We start from the raw sequence: 16,678 nt of genomic DNA on the forward strand, positions 1-16,678 counted from the left end.
GACGTGAAGCTCGCTTTCTCCACCCTCGGGGTGCCGGGACTGCCCCTGCCCGAGGTGGTCCGGCTGGCCACCGGGCACGGCTACCAGGGGGTGGAGCTGCGTGCCCACCCGGAGGAGCCGGTGCACCTGGGGCTCGGCGCCTCCGAACGGGCCGCCGCCCGCGCCGTGTTCGAGCGCGCCGGGGTCGAGGTCCTGGGGATCGCCGGGTACGCGAAGGTCGCCGCCGAGGGCGACGACGGGCCGGTCCTGGAGGAGCTGGCCGCGCTGACCCGGCTGGCCGGCGACCTCGGCGCGCCGTACGTCCGGGTGTTCCCCGGCGGCGGTGATCAGGACCCGGAGGCGGCGGACGCGATCGCCGCGCGCCGGCTGGGCGCCGCCGCCCCGTACGCCGCCGATCTGGGCGTACGCATCCTGCTGGAGACCCACGACTCGCACCGGGCCGGGGCCGACGTGGCCCGAGTGGCCGGTGCGGTGGGGCACGGCAGCGTCGGTGCGCTGTGGGACGTCATGCACACCTGGCTGGCGGGCGAGGAGCCGGTGGCCAGTCACGCGGTGCTGGCCCCGCACCTGGGCTACGTACAGGTGAAGGACATCGCATCGGCGGCGGACACCACGCCGCTGGTGCCGGGTGCGGGGGTGCTGCCGCTGCGGGACTGCCTGGACGCGCTGGACCCGGACGGCTGGGTCTGCTGGGAGTACGAGAAGCGCTGGTACCCGGAGGCGACGGAGCTGCCGGGGCTGCTGGGCGCGGGGCGCGAGCATCTGCTGCGGCTGGGGGCGCCCAAGCAGTAGGCCGGGGCAGCGGTCCGGGTCAGGCGGGGGCGGGCTCCTCCGCCGGCTTCTCGGCGGGCTCGGGTTCCGTCTCCTCGGCGGGCGCGGGCCCCGGCTCCCGTACCGCCGTTCCGCGCGTCCGGCGCGTTCCCGCGAGAGACGTGAGCGCGACCCCGCCGACCAGCAGTGCCGCCGCACACCACCGCAGCGCGCTCACCGACTCGTCCAGGAACAGCGCGGCCGAGGACATCCCGAAGACCGGCACCAGCAGGGTGAACGGGGCGACTGAGGACGCCTGGTAGCGGCTGAGCAGGAAGCCCCAGGCGCCGAAGCCGAACACGGTGGTGATCCAGGCTACGTAGACGATGATCCCGGCGCCGCTCCAGTCGAGCCCGGCCAGCGCCGCGCGGTCGCGGTCCCAGCCCTCGAAGAGCAGCGAGAGCCCGAGCAGCGGCAGTACGGGCACGGTCGAGACCCAGACCATGAAGTTGAGGGCGTCCGGCGGGGCCGCCTTCCGGGTCAGCACATTGGACACGCCCCAGCAGGCCGCCGCCGCGACGACCAGGACGAATGCGAGGACGGGCCCGCTCGCCCCCTCGTCGACGGCTGCGACCCCGATGCCGGCCAGCGCCACCGCCATGCCCAGGAGCCGCACCCCGCCCGGCCGTTCGCCGAGCGCCGCCGCCGCGAAGAGGGCGGTGAACACGGCCTGGACCTGAAGGACGAGCGAGGAGAGCCCGGCGCCCATCCCCCGGTCCATCCCGATGAACAGCAGCCCGAACTTGGCGACCCCCAGCACCAGCCCGACCCCCACGATCCACTTCCAGGCGACCTTGGGCCGGCCGACGAGAAAGACGGCGGGCAGCGCGGCGGCCAGGAAGCGCAGGGCGGAGAACAGGAGCGGCGGGAAGTGGCCGAGACCCAGCTCGATGACGACGAAGTTGACACCCCAGACGGCTGCCACCAGGGCGGCCAGGGCGATGTGCAGGGGACGCATGCAGCGAGGATCACCCGGCCCGACCATGTAGCACCAGCGCGCGTTTCTTCATGGTGGAATTGAGCAACGCTAATGACTCATGGCCCGCTCGGGAGGTCCCGGATGCTCGATCTCGCCCGGCTGCGCGCCCTGCACGCGGTCTCCGTCCACGGCTCGGTCGCGGGCGCGGCGGCGGCCCTCGGCTACACCGCGTCGGCCGTCTCGCAGCAGATCACCAAGCTGGAGCGGGAGACCCGCACCACCCTGCTCGAACGGCGCGGGCGGGGCGTGGCCCTGACCGACGAGGCGGTCCATCTGGTGTCCGCCGCCGAACAGTTGCTGACGATCATGGAGAGCGCGGAGACCTCGCTGGAGGAGCGCAGGGGGCTGCCGACCGGGCGGCTCTCGGTGGCCGCGTTCGCCTCGGCGGCGCGCGGGCTGCTGCCCGGTGTGCTGGCGGATCTGGAGCGGGCCCACCCGGACCTGGACGTGCGGCTGACCGAGGTCGATCCGCATCTGTCGGTGGACCTGGTGGCCAAGGGCGTGATCGATCTGGCCGTGGCGCACGACTGGGACATCGCCCCGCTGCCGGCGCCGGAGGGCGTGGCGCAGGCGGTGATCGGGGACGACCTGTGCGATCTGCTGGTCCCGGCGGGGCACCGGCTGGCGGGCCGGGACGGGGTGCGGCGCGAGGAGCTGGCCCGGGAGCGGTGGATCTGCCAGCCGCCGGGCACGGTCTGCCACGACTGGCTCGTACGGACGCTGCGCGCGGCGGGGTACGAGCCGGACATCCGGCACCGCGCGGAGGAGAACCACACCCAACTCGCCCTGCTGGCCGCGGGGCTGGGGGTGGCGATGATCCCCCGGCTGGGGCGCGGCCCGCTGCCGCAGGGCGTGGTGGCGGTGCGGATGGACCCGGTGCCGGTGCGCCGGCTGTACGCGCTGTGGCGTACGGGCGCCGCGCGGCGGCCCGCGATCACGGCGGCGGTGGCGGCGCTCCGGGCGCACGGGGCGGGCGCGGGGCTGCGGCCGGACGAGACGTAGCCGCGGCACTCCCGAGAAGTGGCGACGAGCGGCGACGGGCGGCAGGGCGCGGCAACGAACAGGAGGGACGCGCGCAGAACCGCCCGCACCCTTGACCGGAAGTTATTTTCTGGATATCCGTGCTTCTTGGCAGTTTCTTTCACCACCCCCTCGTCACCGAGTACGGCCGAAGGAGCTCACGTGCCCCACCGCACCTCCAGACGGACCCTTCTCACCGCCACCGCAGCCACCGCCGTCGCCGCGGCCGCGGGCATGGCCACCGCCCCCGGCGCCCTCGCCTCCCCCGGCGCCGCGCACAGCAGCCACACCTCCGCCGCCACGACCCGGCGGCTGAAGCGGCTCATCTCCCGGATGAGCCTGGAGGAGAAGGTCGGCCAGCTCTTCGTCATGCGGGTCTACGGGCACTCGGCCACCGACCCGGACCAGGCCGACATCGATGCCAACCTCGCCGAGATCGGGGTGCGTACGGCGGCCGAGATGATCGCCAAGTACCACGTGGGCGGCATCATCTACTTCGCCTGGGCGCACAACACCCGTGATCCGCACCAGATCGCCGAGCTGTCCAACGGCATCCAGCGCGCGGGCCTGGCGGGTCCGACCCCGCTGCCGCTGCTGATCTCCACCGACCAGGAGCACGGCATCGTCTGCCGCGTCGGCGAACCGGCCACGCTGATGCCCGGCGCGATGGCGCTGGGCGCCGGCGGTTCGCGCTCCGACGCCCGCCGGGCCGGGCGGATCGCGGGCGCCGAACTGGCCGCCATCGGCATCCGGCAGAACTACGCGCCGGACGCCGACGTCAACGTGAACCCGGCCAACCCGGTGATCGGCGTCCGCTCCTTCGGCTCGGACCCGCAGTCCGTGGCGGGTCTGGTCGCCGCCCAGGTGAAGGGGTATCAGAGCGCCGGAATCGCCGCCACCGCCAAGCACTTCCCCGGCCACGGCGACACCAGCACCGACAGCCACACCGGGCTGCCGGTCATCGGGCACACCCGCGAGCAGTGGGCCGAGCTGGACGCGCCGCCGTTCCGGGCGGCCGTCGCGGCGGGCATCGACTCCATCATGACCGCGCACATCGTGGTGCCCGCGCTCGACCCGTCCGAGGACCCGGCCACGCTCTCCGCGCCGATCCTCACCGGCATCCTGCGCGAGGAGCTGGGCTACGACGGTGTGGTGGTCACCGACTCGCTGGGCATGCAGGGCGTGCGCACGAAGTACGGGGACGAACGCGTGCCGGTCCTCGCGGTCCGAGCCGGTGTGGACCAGCTCCTCAACCCGCCGAGCCTGGACGTCTCGTGGAACGCGCTGCTGGCGGCCGTCAAGAGCGGCGAGATCACCGAGGCCCGGCTCGACGAATCGATCCTGCGCATCCTGCGCCTCAAGGCGAAGCTGGGGCTGTTCGACCGGCCCTACGTCACCGCGCGCGGCGTGGACCGCACGGTGGGCACCCACGCGCACCTGGCCGCCGCCGACCGGATCGCCGAGCGCACGACGACCCTGCTCGCCGACGAGGGCCGGCTGCTGCCGCTGTCGCGCCGCTCGCACCGCAACCTGCTGGTGGTCGGCGCCGACCCGGCGTCCCCCTCGGGCACCACGGGGCCGCCGACCACGACGCTGGCCGAGGCGTTCACCGAGCTGGGCTTCACCGCGACCGCGCTGTCCACCGGGACCGCGCCGAGCCGGGCCGCCATCGACGCGGCGGTGGCGGCGGCCGCGGGCAAGGACGCGGTGGTGGTGGGAACGTACAACGTCTCGGCGACCAGTTCGCAGCGGACGCTGGTGAGCGCGCTGGCCGCGACCGGCATCCCGGTGATCACCCTCGCCATCCGCAATCCGTACGACATCGCCCAGCTGGCGGGGACCGGGCACGCGGCGCACCTGGCCGCGTACTCCTGGACCGATGTGGAGCTGCGCGCGGCGGCCCGGGTGATCGCGGGCCGGGTCCGGCCCGAGGGGAAGCTCCCGGTGCCGGTGCAGCGGGCCGACGACCCGTCGAAGGTGCTGTATCCGGTGGGCTACGGGCTGACGTACTAGGAGGCGCCACTAGGGGTCGAACGTTCGCCGCGCGTTCACACCCCCTCCACAGTTCGGGGTCGGCGTCCCGGTTGTACGGGGCCCCGATGACGAGTTCCGGCCATGAGCACCGGACGCGGGGTGCGCACGCCGGCGGGGGCGCCGGCGGGGCGCGCGGCACCCGGGCGGGCCGCCGGATTCCGCTTTCGGCGGCCCGTGACCTCGGGCTTCGGGCCCGCCACCCCTGGGAAGAGGCGTTCCGCTTCCTGGGGTGGCGGGCCCGCGCCCTGCCCGGCCCCGTGCGCCGGACGACCGTTCGAACAGCAGGTGGAATGGTCGTGGCCGCGTCAAACCCGTAGTCCGCACCTCGGCCGAAAGAAATCCCACCGGCCGCACGGGGACTTTCACGTCCTGGCAACAAACGGGGAGCCGGTGCTATAACTGACGAGCCCAAGGCCCAGGACTGAATGCAATTCGCAGTCCGCAGGCCGGCACCGAAAGATCATTCCATCGAAAAGGGGGGATTCCCATGAAGAAGATCGTCGTGCGCAAGACCGGTGGCGTGAAGCTCACCACGAGCGCCAGCGCCTACTGGCCGCCGATGTGCATCGCGGCCCAGAACTGACGCAGTACGTGGTGCCCGGAATTCACTGAATTCCGGGCACCACGCCGGTTCACCCACACAATGCCGGGGAGTTCGCCGGCGCATCCGACACGGAGAAGGCATGGCGGATACTCGGCGGACCGCGGGGCCCGCCTTCCATCGACTCACCTTCGTCCCCGAGGGCGACGAGGTGCTCGTCGGCCGGACCGGCACCGACTCGTACGCCCTCTTTCCCGCCGACGGCGCACTGCTGCTCCACAAGCTCACCACCGGCATGCCCCTGGCCGAGGCGGTCGCCTGGTACAACGCCGCCTACGACGAGCCCGTCGATATGGACGACTTCCTGGAGACCCTGGATGACCTGGGGTTTCTTCTGGCTGAGGGGGAAGAGCCGGCTCCGGAGGAACCGGCTGCGGTGCGGTACGAACGGCTCGGCCGGGCCGTCTTCTCACCGGTGGCCTGGATCGTCTACGCGGCGGTGGCCGTGGTGTGCGTGGTGCTCCTGGTGCGCATGCCCGATGTGCGCCCCTATCCGAGGGCCCTGTTCTTCACCGAGTCGCTGCTGCTGGTGCAAGTCGGCCTGCTCTTCGCCCAGCTCCCGTTCGTCTTCCTCCATGAGTCCTTCCACGCGCTCGCGGGCCGGCGCATAGGCATTCCCTCCAGCCTCGGAGTGGGACGACGGCTTTATTTCGTGGTGTTCGAAACAACACTGAACGGACTGCTCGGAGTCCCCAAGAAGAAGCGATACCTGCCTTTCCTCGCCGGAATGGTCGCCGATACTCTGGTGTTCTGTCTGCTGGTCTTCGCAGCCGCTCTCGACGCGCATCTGAACGGCAATGGACTCACCTTTATCGGGCGTTTCGCGGTGGCCCTCGCATTTGTCACCGCACTCCGGTTCGTCTGGCAGTTCTACCTTTTTCTGCGCACCGACCTCTATTACGTCTTCTCCACAGCTCTCGGCTGTGTGGCCCTGCACGACACGACGCGGGCGCTGATCCGCAACACCGGCTGCCGGCTGCTCGGCCTGCGGAACCGCATGGTCGACCTGGAGCAGTGGTCGGAGCGGGACCGCAGGGTCGCGCGCTGGTACGCGCCGTTCGCCGCGGCCGGTGTGCTGGTGATGCTGCTGACGGCCGCCCTCACCGCGGTTCCGGTTCTCGCCCACTTCGTGCGCCTCCTCGTCGACCGGCTCGGCCGGGCCGGCGACCCGGACTCCGGTTTCTGGGACACCGTCGGCTTCCTGGTGCTGAGCGTCGTGCAGTTCGGGCTCGCCGGTGTGGTCGCCCTGCGCGACCGCTCCCGCGCCCGTGCCGAGCAACGGCTCCGGCAGGAGCGCAAGCAGAACGGGAACCCCGCGCAGGCCGCGCCGGCCGACACCCCCGCACCCGAACCCGCGCCCACCACCGCGGCCCTTCACGCAGAACAGGAACACAGCCGATGAGCGAGCAACCCGCCCACCTGTGGATCGTCGGTGGCACCCGCCGGGACCGCGACGCGGCGCTGGACGCCGTCCTGCCCCGGTCCGCCGCGGGGGAGTTCCACGCGGTCGCCGCCCACCGGGACGGCCGGGGCCCGTACGCGGGCACCGCCGCCCTGCTCGACCTGGTGGTGCCCCGGATATGGGCCGGCTCCCCGGACAAGGTCACCGCCCACGACGTGGAACTCCTGTCGGTCGCCCCCGGCCTGGAGTCCGTCGTACGGCCCTCGCGGGAAACCCTCACCTCGCTGGCCGTCCCCGAGGAACGCACCCGCTTCTACGGCCCGGCCCGCACCCGGCGGCTGGTCCACGGGGTGGTGGAGTTCCTGAACCAGTGGGCCGCCGCCACCGACCGGCCGGTCACCGTGCGGTTCGACGCCGTGCACGCCGCCGACGCCACCGAGCAGGAGCTGCTCGCCATCGCCCTGCGCCGCGTCGACCCGGCCCGGCTGCGCATCGTCGTGGCCACCACCGGCGACCCGCTGCCCGCGCACGCCGCCGAACTGGCCGCTGCCCTGGACCGGTACGCCGTGCGCGTGGACGCCCCGGCCGCCGCCCCGCCCGCCGCGCCGAGGGAGGCCGCCGACCTGGTCCGCGCCTACGTGGAGTCCGACGGCGGCTGCGACGACGCCGACGAGCGCGCGGCCTACGAGGCGGCGCCCGCGACGGTACGGGCCGCGCTGCACGACGCCAGGGCCGCCGAGCTGGAGCGGACCGCGCCGCAGGCCCACCGGCTGGGCGCCCTCCCGTACCACCTGGAGCGCGGCAGCGACCCGCACGGGGCCGGGCTGCGCGCGGTCCTGGACGCGGCCGGCCGCTGTGTGGACATGGGCTTCTACCACGCGGCCGCCGACCTGGCCCAGCGGGCGCGGGCGCTGGCCGACCCGGAGCTGCAGGAGGACGCGTACTGCACGGCGAGCACCCGGCTGACCAGCGCGCTGGCCGTGGTGGGCCGGGTGGACGAGGCCGAGGAGATCTACTTCGATCTGCGCAGCCGCTTCACCACCCCGATGGTCCATCTGTTCTCCAACTACGCGCTCGGCATGCTGTACACCCGCCACCGCGCGCCCGGCACCCGCAACCACCTCACCGCCCGCGTCCATCTGCACACCGCCATCGCGCTGGCCTCGCAGATGCCCGAGGCCACCCGCTCGTTCCAGAAGGTCTTCCAGGAGAACGGACTCGCCCTGGTCGAGATGCACATGGGCAACCTGGAGCGGGCCGAGGAGCTGGTGACCGAGGGGCTGGCCCGGCTCGACGCCGACCTGGCACCGGGCGAGCACGAGCTGCACCGCTCGGTGCTGCTGCACAACCGGGGGCAGGTACGGGCCGCGCGGGGCCGGATCGAGGAGGGGATCGCCGACCTCTCCCGGGTGATCGCCGCCGACCCCAACCACCCCGAGTACTACTTCGACCGGGCCTCGCTGCACCGGCGGGCCGGCGACACCGACGCGGCCCTGGCCGACTACCAGACCGCCATCGACGTCAGCCCGCCGTTCCCCGAGGCGTACTACAACCGGGGCGATCTGCGCGCCGAACTCGGTGACGTCAAGGGCGCCCTGGCCGACTTCGGGTACGTCCTGGAGCTGGAGCCGGACTATCTGCGGGCCAGGATCAACCGCGCGTCCCTGCTGCTGGAGGGCGGCGACCCGGAGGGCGCCCGCGCGGACGTGGCCGAGGGGCTGCGCCACGACCCCGACAGCGCGGACCTGCTCTGCACCCGGGGCCTGCTCGCCCTGGAGGACGGTGACACCGGGGCCGCGCTGGCCGACTTCACCGCGGCCCTGGAGCACGACCCGGAGCTCTACGAGGCGCTGGCCAACCGCGCGGTCATCGCCCAGGAACAGGGCCGGACCGACGACGCGGTGGACGACCTCACCCGCGCCCTGGAGCTGGTCGGCCCCGACGCGTCCCTGCTCTACAACCGCGGCTATGTGAACCGCTCCGCCGGACGGTGGCCGCAGGCGATCGACGACTTCACCGCCGCCCTCGGGCTGCCGGACGCCGAGCGGGACGAGCTGCTGTGGGAACGGGCGGGCTGCCGCGCCGAGAGCGGCGACCTCGACGGCGCCCGGAGCGACCTGGGGCTCTGCGCCGGGCTGGACCCCTCCCCGTACGCCGACCGGGCCCGCGTCCGCCTCGCGGAACTCGCCGGGGCGTAGTGCGGCACCGGGTCCCTGCCCGCCGCCGGGTGCGGCGGGCAGGGACCCGGTCCTGTCAGCTCACGGGCGCCGGACGCCGAGCCGGTGATCCGTCGTCAGGTCCTTGTTGTCGAGCCGGGCGTCGAACTTCGCGAGCGGCTTCGCCTTCGACTCGTCCTGCTGGACGGCGGCCGGGGCGACGCCCGCCCAGCGCAGGATGGCGGCCGTGGCCGTGGCGTTCTCCGAGGGGACCAGCCCCGCGACGTTCGAGCCGTGGTTCCCGCCGGGCACCGTGAAGACGTAGCTGTCACGGGCGCCCGCGCCGAGCCGGAAGCGCTCGGCGCCCCACGGGTCGTTCTCGCCGTAGACGTACAGCATGTTCCGGGCGTGGTGGCGCACCCAGGTGTCGACGTCCCGCATCGCCTGCGGCCGGAACCGCATCGGGATGGAGCGCGGGACGAAGTTGCGCGGCGGCTGGTAGCCGTAGCGGCTGAGGTCACCGAGCCAGGGCTGCTCGATGTCCGGCGAACCGAGCTGGGTACCCGCCTGGTAGTAGTACGGCGTGTAGCGCTCCAGGCCCTGGTCGGTGTAGGCGGAGAAGCCGGAGATGGCGTCGACGGACTTCCAGATCTCCTCGTCGGTCGCCTTCGTCGCGTCGGCCGGCAGGCGGTCGCAGTCGGCGAGGAGGCTGTACTGCCAGAACGCCCACACGTAGTCCATGACGACGGCCTCGTACGCCCGGTCCAGGGAGCCGGTGGTGCGGAAGGTGTAGCCGTTCTCCCGCGCGTACTGCTCGTACATCTCCTCCAGCGGCCCCCGGCGGATCAGGGCCTGGCGCTGGACGCCGCTCAGCTTGTCGCGGCACTCCTTCGTGCCGACGCGCGCGAAGAAGCGGTCGTACGCGGAGTCCTCCCTGTTCACCACGTCGTTGGGGGCGACGTAGGCGACGACGCCGTCCATGTCCCTCGGGTAGAAGCGCTCGTAGTACGTGGCGGTCATGCCGCCCTTGGAGCCGCCGGTGGTGATCCAGTTCTCGGAGTAGATCCGCTTGAGCGCGGTGAAGATCCGGTGCTGGTCGCTGGCCGCCTGCCAGATGTCGAGCTTGGACCAGTCGGCGGGCGAGGGGCGCGACGGAGTGAAGAATCGGTACTCCAGCGACACCTGGTTGCCGTCCACGATCCGGGTGGGCTCGGAACGGCTGGGGTTGGTGGAGACGTTGTAGCCGCCGGTGTAGAAGACCGTGGGGCGGGAGGTGTCCTTGTGCAGCACGGTGAGGCGCTGCTGGAACGTTCCCTTCCACGGGCGGCGGTGGTCGACGGGCTGGGTGTATTCGAGGACGAAGTAGCGGTAGCCCGCGTAGGGCTTCTCCTCGACGAGACGCATGCCCGGGATGGCCAGGATGCGGTCCTTGATGTCCGTACTCGTGCCGCGGTCGCTCGCTGCGGTGCCGAGCGGGGCCGGTCCGGCGGCGGTGGCCGCCCCGGCCGAGGCTCCCGTCGCGCCGACCGTGCCGATGAGCACCGCGAGCGACAGGATTCCTCTGAGCGCCTTGCGCATGCGCGTCCTCCCCTTGAGAGGCGCCCCGCCGATCACGAACAGGCCCCGGGGGACACCTCTTGGTTCACAGCTGACGCGGCGAACCTAGCGGGGCGGCCCCGGTACCACCAGACCCCCTTGCCGGGGCTGCGGACATGTCACCCGGTCAGCACAGAATCCAGCTCGTGCGGCTGCCCTTGCCCGCGATCTTGCCGGAGACGCGTACGCACCGGTTGAGCGCGTGGACGGTCACCGGGCCGGCCTGCCGGGTGTAGCGCCCGCTGTCCGTGACGGGGTGTCCGCCGCGCGGCTGGATGGTCACGGCCATCGGGCGGCGCTTACCGGGTTTGGCGGCGACCGCGGTGGCGCAGGCATAGGCACGGGACTTGTACACGCGCAGCTCGCCCGTCGCGAACTTCACCGTCGTGCGGGGGCGCCCGGCGCACACCGAGGCCGCGTCCGCGCTGCCCGCGACCGCCCCACCGAGAACCAGTGCGAAGGCCGTCGCCAGGGTGAGCGCCGCGAAGCGGCGGCACAGCCCGCGCCGTGCGCCACAGGCATGTCCTGCTGTCCCTCTGGTCACCGCAGCCCCATCACTTCGTCGAACATCTGCGCCCGAATCCGACACCTGGGCGCATGGGTGTGTCCCTGCGTACGACGCCGGAGGCCACGGAGAGGTTGCACTCGGCGGGTCCGGCATATGCCCGGCACGCCCCCGGCCCACCATGGACCCCGGCAGGACAGACCCCCACGAAAGGCAGGAACCGCCATGACCCGAATCGGCTCGGCCCGGCGCCCCCGCGGCCGTACGCTGCTCGCCGCCGCCCTCCTGGCCGCCACCGCCCTGGCCGTCCCCTCCGCCGCCGCGGCCCCGCGCGCGGCGGACCGAACGGCGCCCGTCCACGACGAGACCTCCAGCCGGGAGTCCCGGCTCGTGGACCACTTCTACGCCTCGTACATCGACGCCGCGGCCGCCGAGGACGGGGGCTCGCTGGCCACCGCGCTGCGCGGCTTCTACCTCACCCCCGCGCTGCGCGACCGCCTCCGCGACTGGGAGGCGGCCCACCACGCCGACGGGGTACTGCTCGCCCAGGACGTCCCGGTGGACCACCGGGTCACCGCCGGACACAGCGGCGCCGGCCACACCTGGTCCACGGTCCGCCTCGCCTGGGGCACCCCCGACGACCCCTCGTACACCTATGTGACCGTGCGCTCCGACCTCGCGACGGGGAAGATCTCCGGCATCCGCGAGGGCGACTGATCACACCCCGGCCGGCTCGTCCTCTCCTATGAAGGTGCGCCACAGCACCGCGTAGTGCCCGTCGCGGGCGAGGAGTTCGCCGTGCGTGCCGTCCTCGACCACCCGGCCGTGGTCCATCACCACGACCCGGTCGGCACGCGCGGCGGTGGTCAGGCGGTGGGCGACCACGAGCGTGGTGCGCCGGCCCGCGAGCCGGTCGGTCGCCTGATTCACCAGGGCCTCGCTGGCCAGGTCGAGCGAGGCGGTGGCCTCGTCGAGCAGCAGGATGTCGGGGTCCACGAGTTCGGCGCGGGCGAGCGCGATCAGCTGGCGCTGACCGGCCGACAGGTTGCGGCCCCGCTCGGCCACCTCGTGGAGGTAGCCGCCGTCCAGCGTGGCGATCATGTCGTGCGCGCCGACCGCCCGCGCCGCCGCCTCCACCTGCGCGTCGGAGGCGTCCGGGCGCCCGTAGGCGATGGCGTCCCGCAGCGTGCCCGCGAAGAGGTACGCCTCCTGCGGGACGACGCCGAGCCGGCGCCGGTACGCGGTGAGCCCGAGGCCGCGCAGATCGGTGCCGTCCACCGTGACCCGGCCCTCCGTGGGGTCGTAGAACCGGGCGACCAGCTTGACCAGGGTGGACTTGCCGGCCCCGGTCTCGCCGACGAACGCGACGGTCTGGCCCGCCGGGATGCGCAGGTCGACGCCCCGGAGGGCGGCCTCCTCGTCCCCGTACGCGAACGACACGTCTTCGAAGGCGATCTCGCCGCGCAGCTCGTCCACCTCGCGTGTCTCGCCCCGGTCGGTGGTGGACGCCGGTTCGCGCAGGAGCTCCTGGATGCGGCCGAGGGAGACGGCGGCCTGCTGGTAGCCGTCGAAGACCTGGGAGAGCTGCTGCACGGGCGCGAAGAACAGGTCGATGTAGAGCAGATAGGCCACCAGCGCGCCCGCCGTGAGCGTCCCGTCGTCCACCCGGCCCGCGCCGACTATCAGCACGGCCGCGGCGGCCACCGACGACAGCAGCTGGACGAACGGGAAGTAGACCGAGATCAGCCACTGCCCGCGCACCCGCGCCTCGCGGTACTCGTCGCTGCGGGCGGCGTAGCGCTCGGCGCCGTCCCGCTCGCGGCGGAACGCCTGCACGATCCGCAGCCCGGCGACGGACTCCTGGAGGTCGGCGTTGACGACCCCGATCCGCTCACGGGCCAGCTCGTACGCCTTGACGCTCTTGCGGCGGAAGAAGATCGTCCCGACGACGAGCAGCGGCAGCGTCGCGAAGACGACGAGCGCCAGCTCCACGTCGAGGACCAGCAGCGCGACCATGATGCCGAGGAAGGTGACCACGGAGACGAAGGCGGTGACCAGGCCGGTCTGCAGGAACGTGGACAGCGCGTCCACGTCCGTCGTCATCCGGGTCATGATGCGGCCGGTCAGCTCGCGCTCGTAGTAGTCGAGCCCCAGGCGCTGGAGCTGGGCGAAGATCTTCAGCCTCAGCGCGTACAGCACCCGCTCGCCGGTGCGGCCGGTCATCCGGGTCTCGCCGATCTGGGCCGCCCACTGCACGAGGACGACGACCAGCGCGAAGGCGGACGCCGTCCACACCGCGCCCAGCGCCAGCTTGGTGACCCCGTCGTCGATGCCGTTCCTGATCAGCACCGGCAGCAGCAGCCCGGCCCCCGCGTCCACGGCGACCAGGCCCAGGCTCACCAGCAGCGGCAGCCCGAAGCCGCGCAGCAGCCTGCGCAGCCCGTAGGAGTCCTCGGCGTGCACGGCACGGGCCTCGTCCACGTCCGGCGTGTCGGTCGCCGGGGGCAGGGCCGCGACCTGGGCGAGCAGCTCCGGGGTGGCCGGGGTGCCCGCCGTGTCGGTGCCGCGGCCCTCCTCGCGGCGCACCCACAGCTGGGGGGTGATGCCGCGCTCGGCGTCGAACTCGGCGTCGATCTCGTCCTGGAGGGCGCGGTCGCGCGCGGGGTCCTCGACGGCCTTCGCCACGGCGGCCGGGCGGTGGCCGGGCGAGGGCGCGCCCAGCTCGTCCGGGTCGGTGAGCAGGCGCCGGTAGAGCGCGCAGCGGCGTTCCAGTTCCTCGTGGGTGCCGAGGTCGGCGAGCCGGCCGTTCTCCAGGACGGCGATCCGGTCGGCGAGGTTGAGGGTGGAGCGGCGGTGGGCGATGAGGAGGGTGGTGCGTCCGGCCATCACCTGGCGCAGCGCCTCGTGGATCTCGTGCTCGACGCGGGCGTCCACGGCGGAGGTGGCGTCGTCGAGGACGAGGAGCCGGGGGTCGGTGAGGATGGCGCGGGCGAGCGCGATGCGCTGGCGCTGGCCGCCGGAGAGGGTGAGCCCGTGCTCGCCGACCTTGGTGTCGTAGCCGTGGGGCAGTTCGGCGATGAACCGGTCGGCCTGGGCGGAGCGGGCGGCCTGTTCTATCTGTTCGTCGGTGGCGCCGGGCAGCCCGTAGGCGATGTTGGCGCGGACGGTGTCGGAGAACAGGAAGCTGTCCTCGGGGACGAGCCCGATGGCGGCGCGCAGCGAGTCGAGGGTCAGTTCCCGCACGTCGTGGCCGCCGACGAGGACGGCGCCGTGCGAGACGTCGTAGAAGCGGGGCAGCAGCAGGGAGACGGTGGACTTGCCGCTGCCGGAGGCGCCGACGACGGCGACGGTCTCGCCGGGTTCGATGGTGAGCGAGAAGCCGTCCAGGACGGGGCGGTCCTCGTCGTAGCCGAACCGCACGTCCTCGAACTCGACGCTCGCCGGGACGTCGGCGGGCAGTTCCTTGGTGCCGTCGGTGAGGGTGGGTTCGGTGTCGATGAGTTCCAGGACGCGTTCCACGCCGGCGCGGGCCTGCTGGCCGACGGTGAGGACCATGGCGAGCATCCGGACCGGGCCGACGAGCTGCGCGAGGTACGTGGAGAACGCGACGAACGTGCCGAGGGTGATCTCGCCCCGGGTGGCCAGCCAGCCGCCGAGGGCCAGCATGGCGACCTGGCCGAGCGCGGGCACGGACTGGAGGGCGGGGGTGTAGCGGGCGTTCAGCCGGATGGTGCGCAGCCGGCCGGCGAACAGCTTGCGGCCGACCTCGCGCAGCTTGCCGGTCTCCTGCTCCTCCTGGCCGAAGCCCTTGACGACGCGGACGCCGGAGACGGCCCCGTCCACGACGCCGGCGACGGCGGCCGCCTGTGACTGGGCGTACCAGGTGGCGGGGAAGAGGCGGGTGCGGGAGCGGCGGGCGATGTACCAGAGGGCGGGGGCGACGGCGACGGCGACGAGGGTCAGGAGCGGCGACAGCCACGCCATGATCACCAGGGAGATCAGGAAGAGCAGGACGTTCCCGATGGTCATCGGGAGCATGAAGAGCAGGCCCTGGATGAGCTGGAGGTCGCTGGTGGCGCGGCCGACGACCTGTCCGGTGGACAGTTCGTCCTGGCGTCTGCCGTCGAGCCGGGCGATGGACGCGTACATGCCCGTACGCAGGTCGTGCTGGACGTCGAGGGCGAGCCGGCCGCCGTAGTAGCGGCGGATGTACGTGAAGGCGTAGACGACGACGGCTGCGGCGATCAGCAGTCCGGTCCAGACGGCCAGGGAGCGGGTGTGGCCGACGACCACGTCGTCGATGATGACCTTGGTGAGGAGCGGGACGAGGGCCATCACGGCCATGCCGCCCAGCGAGGAGCCGAGCGCCAGCAGGACGTTGCGCCGGTAGCGCCAGGCGTAGCCGCTCAGTCTCCGCGCCCAGCCGCTGTGCTGCCTGTGCCCCGCGTCCCGTGTGTCCGCGTCCCGTGTGCCCGCCACCCGGTGCCTCCCGTCCGACCTGATCCGACGGAAGGCACCAACGCGGTGGGCTGCGGATTTCATCCCGCCGCAATGAAGACGAGACCTTGGTCGTAGGTCCCGTACGGCGGGTTGCTAGCGGAGCCGGGCGGTGAACATGCGGCCGGCGGGGGCCTCCGGGACCGGCGGGAGGGCTTCCTGCGGGGCGGCGGGCACGGTGAAGTTCGGGGCGTGCGCGATGCGCGGGTTGAGGTCCGTGTGGACGACGCGGGCCACGGCCTGGATGGTGTTCACGCCGTCGCTCATCGTCTTGTTGTCCTGGGTGAGGACGGTGAGCGCGTAGTCGTGGCGGTTGCCGGTGAAGGCACCGATGCTGTGCACCCGCCAGCCGTGCGTGGAGCGCTGGAGCCAGCCGTTCTTGACCTGGACCGTGGTGCCGGTGCGGGCGCCGGCCGGGGTGCCCCAGCGCTGCGCGGCGACGACCTTCTTCATCAGGCCCAGTTCGTAGCTGCGGGAGCCTGCGGTGAGCACGGAGTTCTTCGAGGTGAGCAGGGAGAGCAGCCGCTGCTGGTCCTGGGCGGTGATCTGGGTCAGGCCCCAGTAGCCGCCGGAGCCGGGCACGGTGTGGGTCATTCCGGCCGCCTTGAGGAAGGCGTTGACCTTGCCGACGCCGAGCTGCTTCCACAGGGCGGTGGTGGCGTCGTTGTCGGACTTGGTGATCATCCGGGTGCTGAGGTCGATCTCGCGCTGGGTGAGGTGGCGGCCGCGCTTGGCGTTGTCCCACAGGAGCGTGGCCAGCACGGTCGCCTTCACTATGCTCGCGGAGTCGTATTTGGCGGTGGCGCGGAGGGTGCAGGTGGTCTTGGTGCTCCGGTCGTAGAGCGCGACGGAGACGGTCGACTTGCGGCCCTTGAGCGCGGCGGTGATGTCCTTGGAGAGCTTCGCGGCGAGGCCGGCCCGGCCGGAGGTGCAGCTCACCTTCGCGGTCGCGGCGGACGCGGGCGCCGCCGCGAAGGATATGGGTGCGAGGACCCCGGCGGCGACGGCGGCGCAGAGCGCGGCGCGGGCGCGGGCGGCGGTACGGGACGTGGTCATGGTGCGTTCCCCCTGAGTGATC

General features: G+C 72.8%; 11 protein-coding genes. 6 read left to right on the top strand and 5 right to left on the bottom strand.

The window, feature by feature from the left end:
- The first annotated feature begins 3 nt into the window (after window positions 1-3).
- Complete coding sequence (locus tag OG710_RS08895) at window positions 4-792, top strand: sugar phosphate isomerase/epimerase family protein (protein WP_330238827.1); 789 nt, start codon at window positions 4-6, stop codon at window positions 790-792.
- Between the two features lie 19 nt (window positions 793-811).
- On the opposite strand, the gene OG710_RS08900 is transcribed toward OG710_RS08895, so the two are convergent.
- The gene (locus OG710_RS08900) at window positions 812-1,768 is read right to left on the bottom strand and encodes an EamA family transporter (protein ID WP_330238828.1); all 957 of its coding nucleotides are present in this window, start codon (window positions 1,766-1,768) and stop codon (window positions 812-814) included.
- A 102-nt stretch (window positions 1,769-1,870) separates the two neighbouring features.
- Between OG710_RS08900 and OG710_RS08905 the strand changes: the two genes are divergently transcribed.
- The 4 genes from OG710_RS08905 to OG710_RS08920 all read left to right on the top strand — a co-directional run bounded on the left by OG710_RS08905 (window position 1,871) and on the right by OG710_RS08920 (window position 9,044).
- Window positions 1,871-2,791, top strand: a complete 921-nt coding sequence (locus OG710_RS08905; RefSeq protein ID WP_330238829.1) for a LysR family transcriptional regulator — start codon at window positions 1,871-1,873, stop codon at window positions 2,789-2,791.
- 180 nt (window positions 2,792-2,971) lie between these two features.
- Window positions 2,972-4,822 (top strand): glycoside hydrolase family 3 protein, encoded by a 1,851-nt coding sequence (locus tag OG710_RS08910; protein WP_330238830.1) that lies wholly within the window; start codon window positions 2,972-2,974, stop codon window positions 4,820-4,822.
- 704 nt (window positions 4,823-5,526) lie between these two features.
- A complete protein-coding gene (locus OG710_RS08915; protein ID WP_330238831.1) occupies window positions 5,527-6,846 on the top strand; it encodes a hypothetical protein in 1,320 nt (439 codons plus the stop codon).
- On the top strand, window positions 6,843-9,044 hold the full coding sequence (locus tag OG710_RS08920; protein WP_330238832.1) for a tetratricopeptide repeat protein: 2,202 nt from the start codon (window positions 6,843-6,845) through the stop codon (window positions 9,042-9,044). The genes OG710_RS08915 and OG710_RS08920 overlap by 4 nt, the downstream gene beginning before the upstream one ends.
- A gap of 60 nt (window positions 9,045-9,104) precedes the next feature.
- On the opposite strand, the gene OG710_RS08925 is transcribed toward OG710_RS08920, so the two are convergent.
- Both OG710_RS08925 and OG710_RS08930 read right to left on the bottom strand, forming a co-directional pair.
- Window positions 9,105-10,580: a S28 family serine protease gene (locus OG710_RS08925; protein ID WP_330238833.1), complete on the bottom strand. Its 1,476-nt coding sequence runs from the start codon at window positions 10,578-10,580 to the stop codon at window positions 9,105-9,107.
- Between the two features lie 145 nt (window positions 10,581-10,725).
- Window positions 10,726-11,142 carry a hypothetical protein gene (locus OG710_RS08930; protein WP_330238834.1) on the bottom strand — a complete coding sequence of 139 codons (417 nt, stop codon included), beginning with the start codon at window positions 11,140-11,142 and terminating at the stop codon, window positions 10,726-10,728.
- Window positions 11,143-11,328: 186 nt separating this feature from the next.
- On the opposite strand from OG710_RS08930, the gene OG710_RS08935 reads away from it, so the two are divergent.
- The gene (locus tag OG710_RS08935; RefSeq protein WP_330238835.1) at window positions 11,329-11,820 is read left to right on the top strand and encodes a hypothetical protein; all 492 of its coding nucleotides are present in this window, start codon (window positions 11,329-11,331) and stop codon (window positions 11,818-11,820) included.
- Here the strand turns inward: OG710_RS08935 and OG710_RS08940 are convergent, their stop codons facing one another.
- Complete coding sequence (locus OG710_RS08940; protein WP_330238836.1) at window positions 11,821-15,582, bottom strand: ABC transporter ATP-binding protein; 3,762 nt, start codon at window positions 15,580-15,582, stop codon at window positions 11,821-11,823. It abuts the gene before it with no gap.
- A gap of 114 nt (window positions 15,583-15,696) precedes the next feature.
- Window positions 15,697-16,656 (bottom strand): serine hydrolase, encoded by a 960-nt coding sequence (locus tag OG710_RS08945; protein ID WP_330238837.1) that lies wholly within the window; start codon window positions 16,654-16,656, stop codon window positions 15,697-15,699.
- Window positions 16,657-16,678 lie beyond the last annotated feature (22 nt).

It is taken from the genome of Streptomyces sp. NBC_00525, assembly GCF_036346595.1.
GTDB lineage: Bacteria > Actinomycetota > Actinomycetes > Streptomycetales > Streptomycetaceae > Streptomyces.

Bases quoted from the DNA above. Each gene is read 5' to 3' on its own strand.
- OG710_RS08900 (WP_330238828.1), bottom strand. From the start codon at position 1,768: ATGCGTCCCCTGCACATCGCCCTGGCCGCCCTGGTGGCAGCCGTCTGG.
- OG710_RS08905 (WP_330238829.1), top strand. From the start codon at position 1,871: ATGCTCGATCTCGCCCGGCTGCGCGCCCTGCACGCGGTCTCCGTCCAC.
- OG710_RS08915 (WP_330238831.1), top strand. From the start codon at position 5,527: ATGGCGGATACTCGGCGGACCGCGGGGCCCGCCTTCCATCGACTCACC.
- OG710_RS08920 (WP_330238832.1), top strand. From the start codon at position 6,843: ATGAGCGAGCAACCCGCCCACCTGTGGATCGTCGGTGGCACCCGCCGG.
- OG710_RS08925 (WP_330238833.1), bottom strand. From the start codon at position 10,580: ATGCGCAAGGCGCTCAGAGGAATCCTGTCGCTCGCGGTGCTCATCGGC.
- OG710_RS08935 (WP_330238835.1), top strand. From the start codon at position 11,329: ATGACCCGAATCGGCTCGGCCCGGCGCCCCCGCGGCCGTACGCTGCTC.
- OG710_RS08945 (WP_330238837.1), bottom strand. From the start codon at position 16,656: ATGACCACGTCCCGTACCGCCGCCCGCGCCCGCGCCGCGCTCTGCGCC.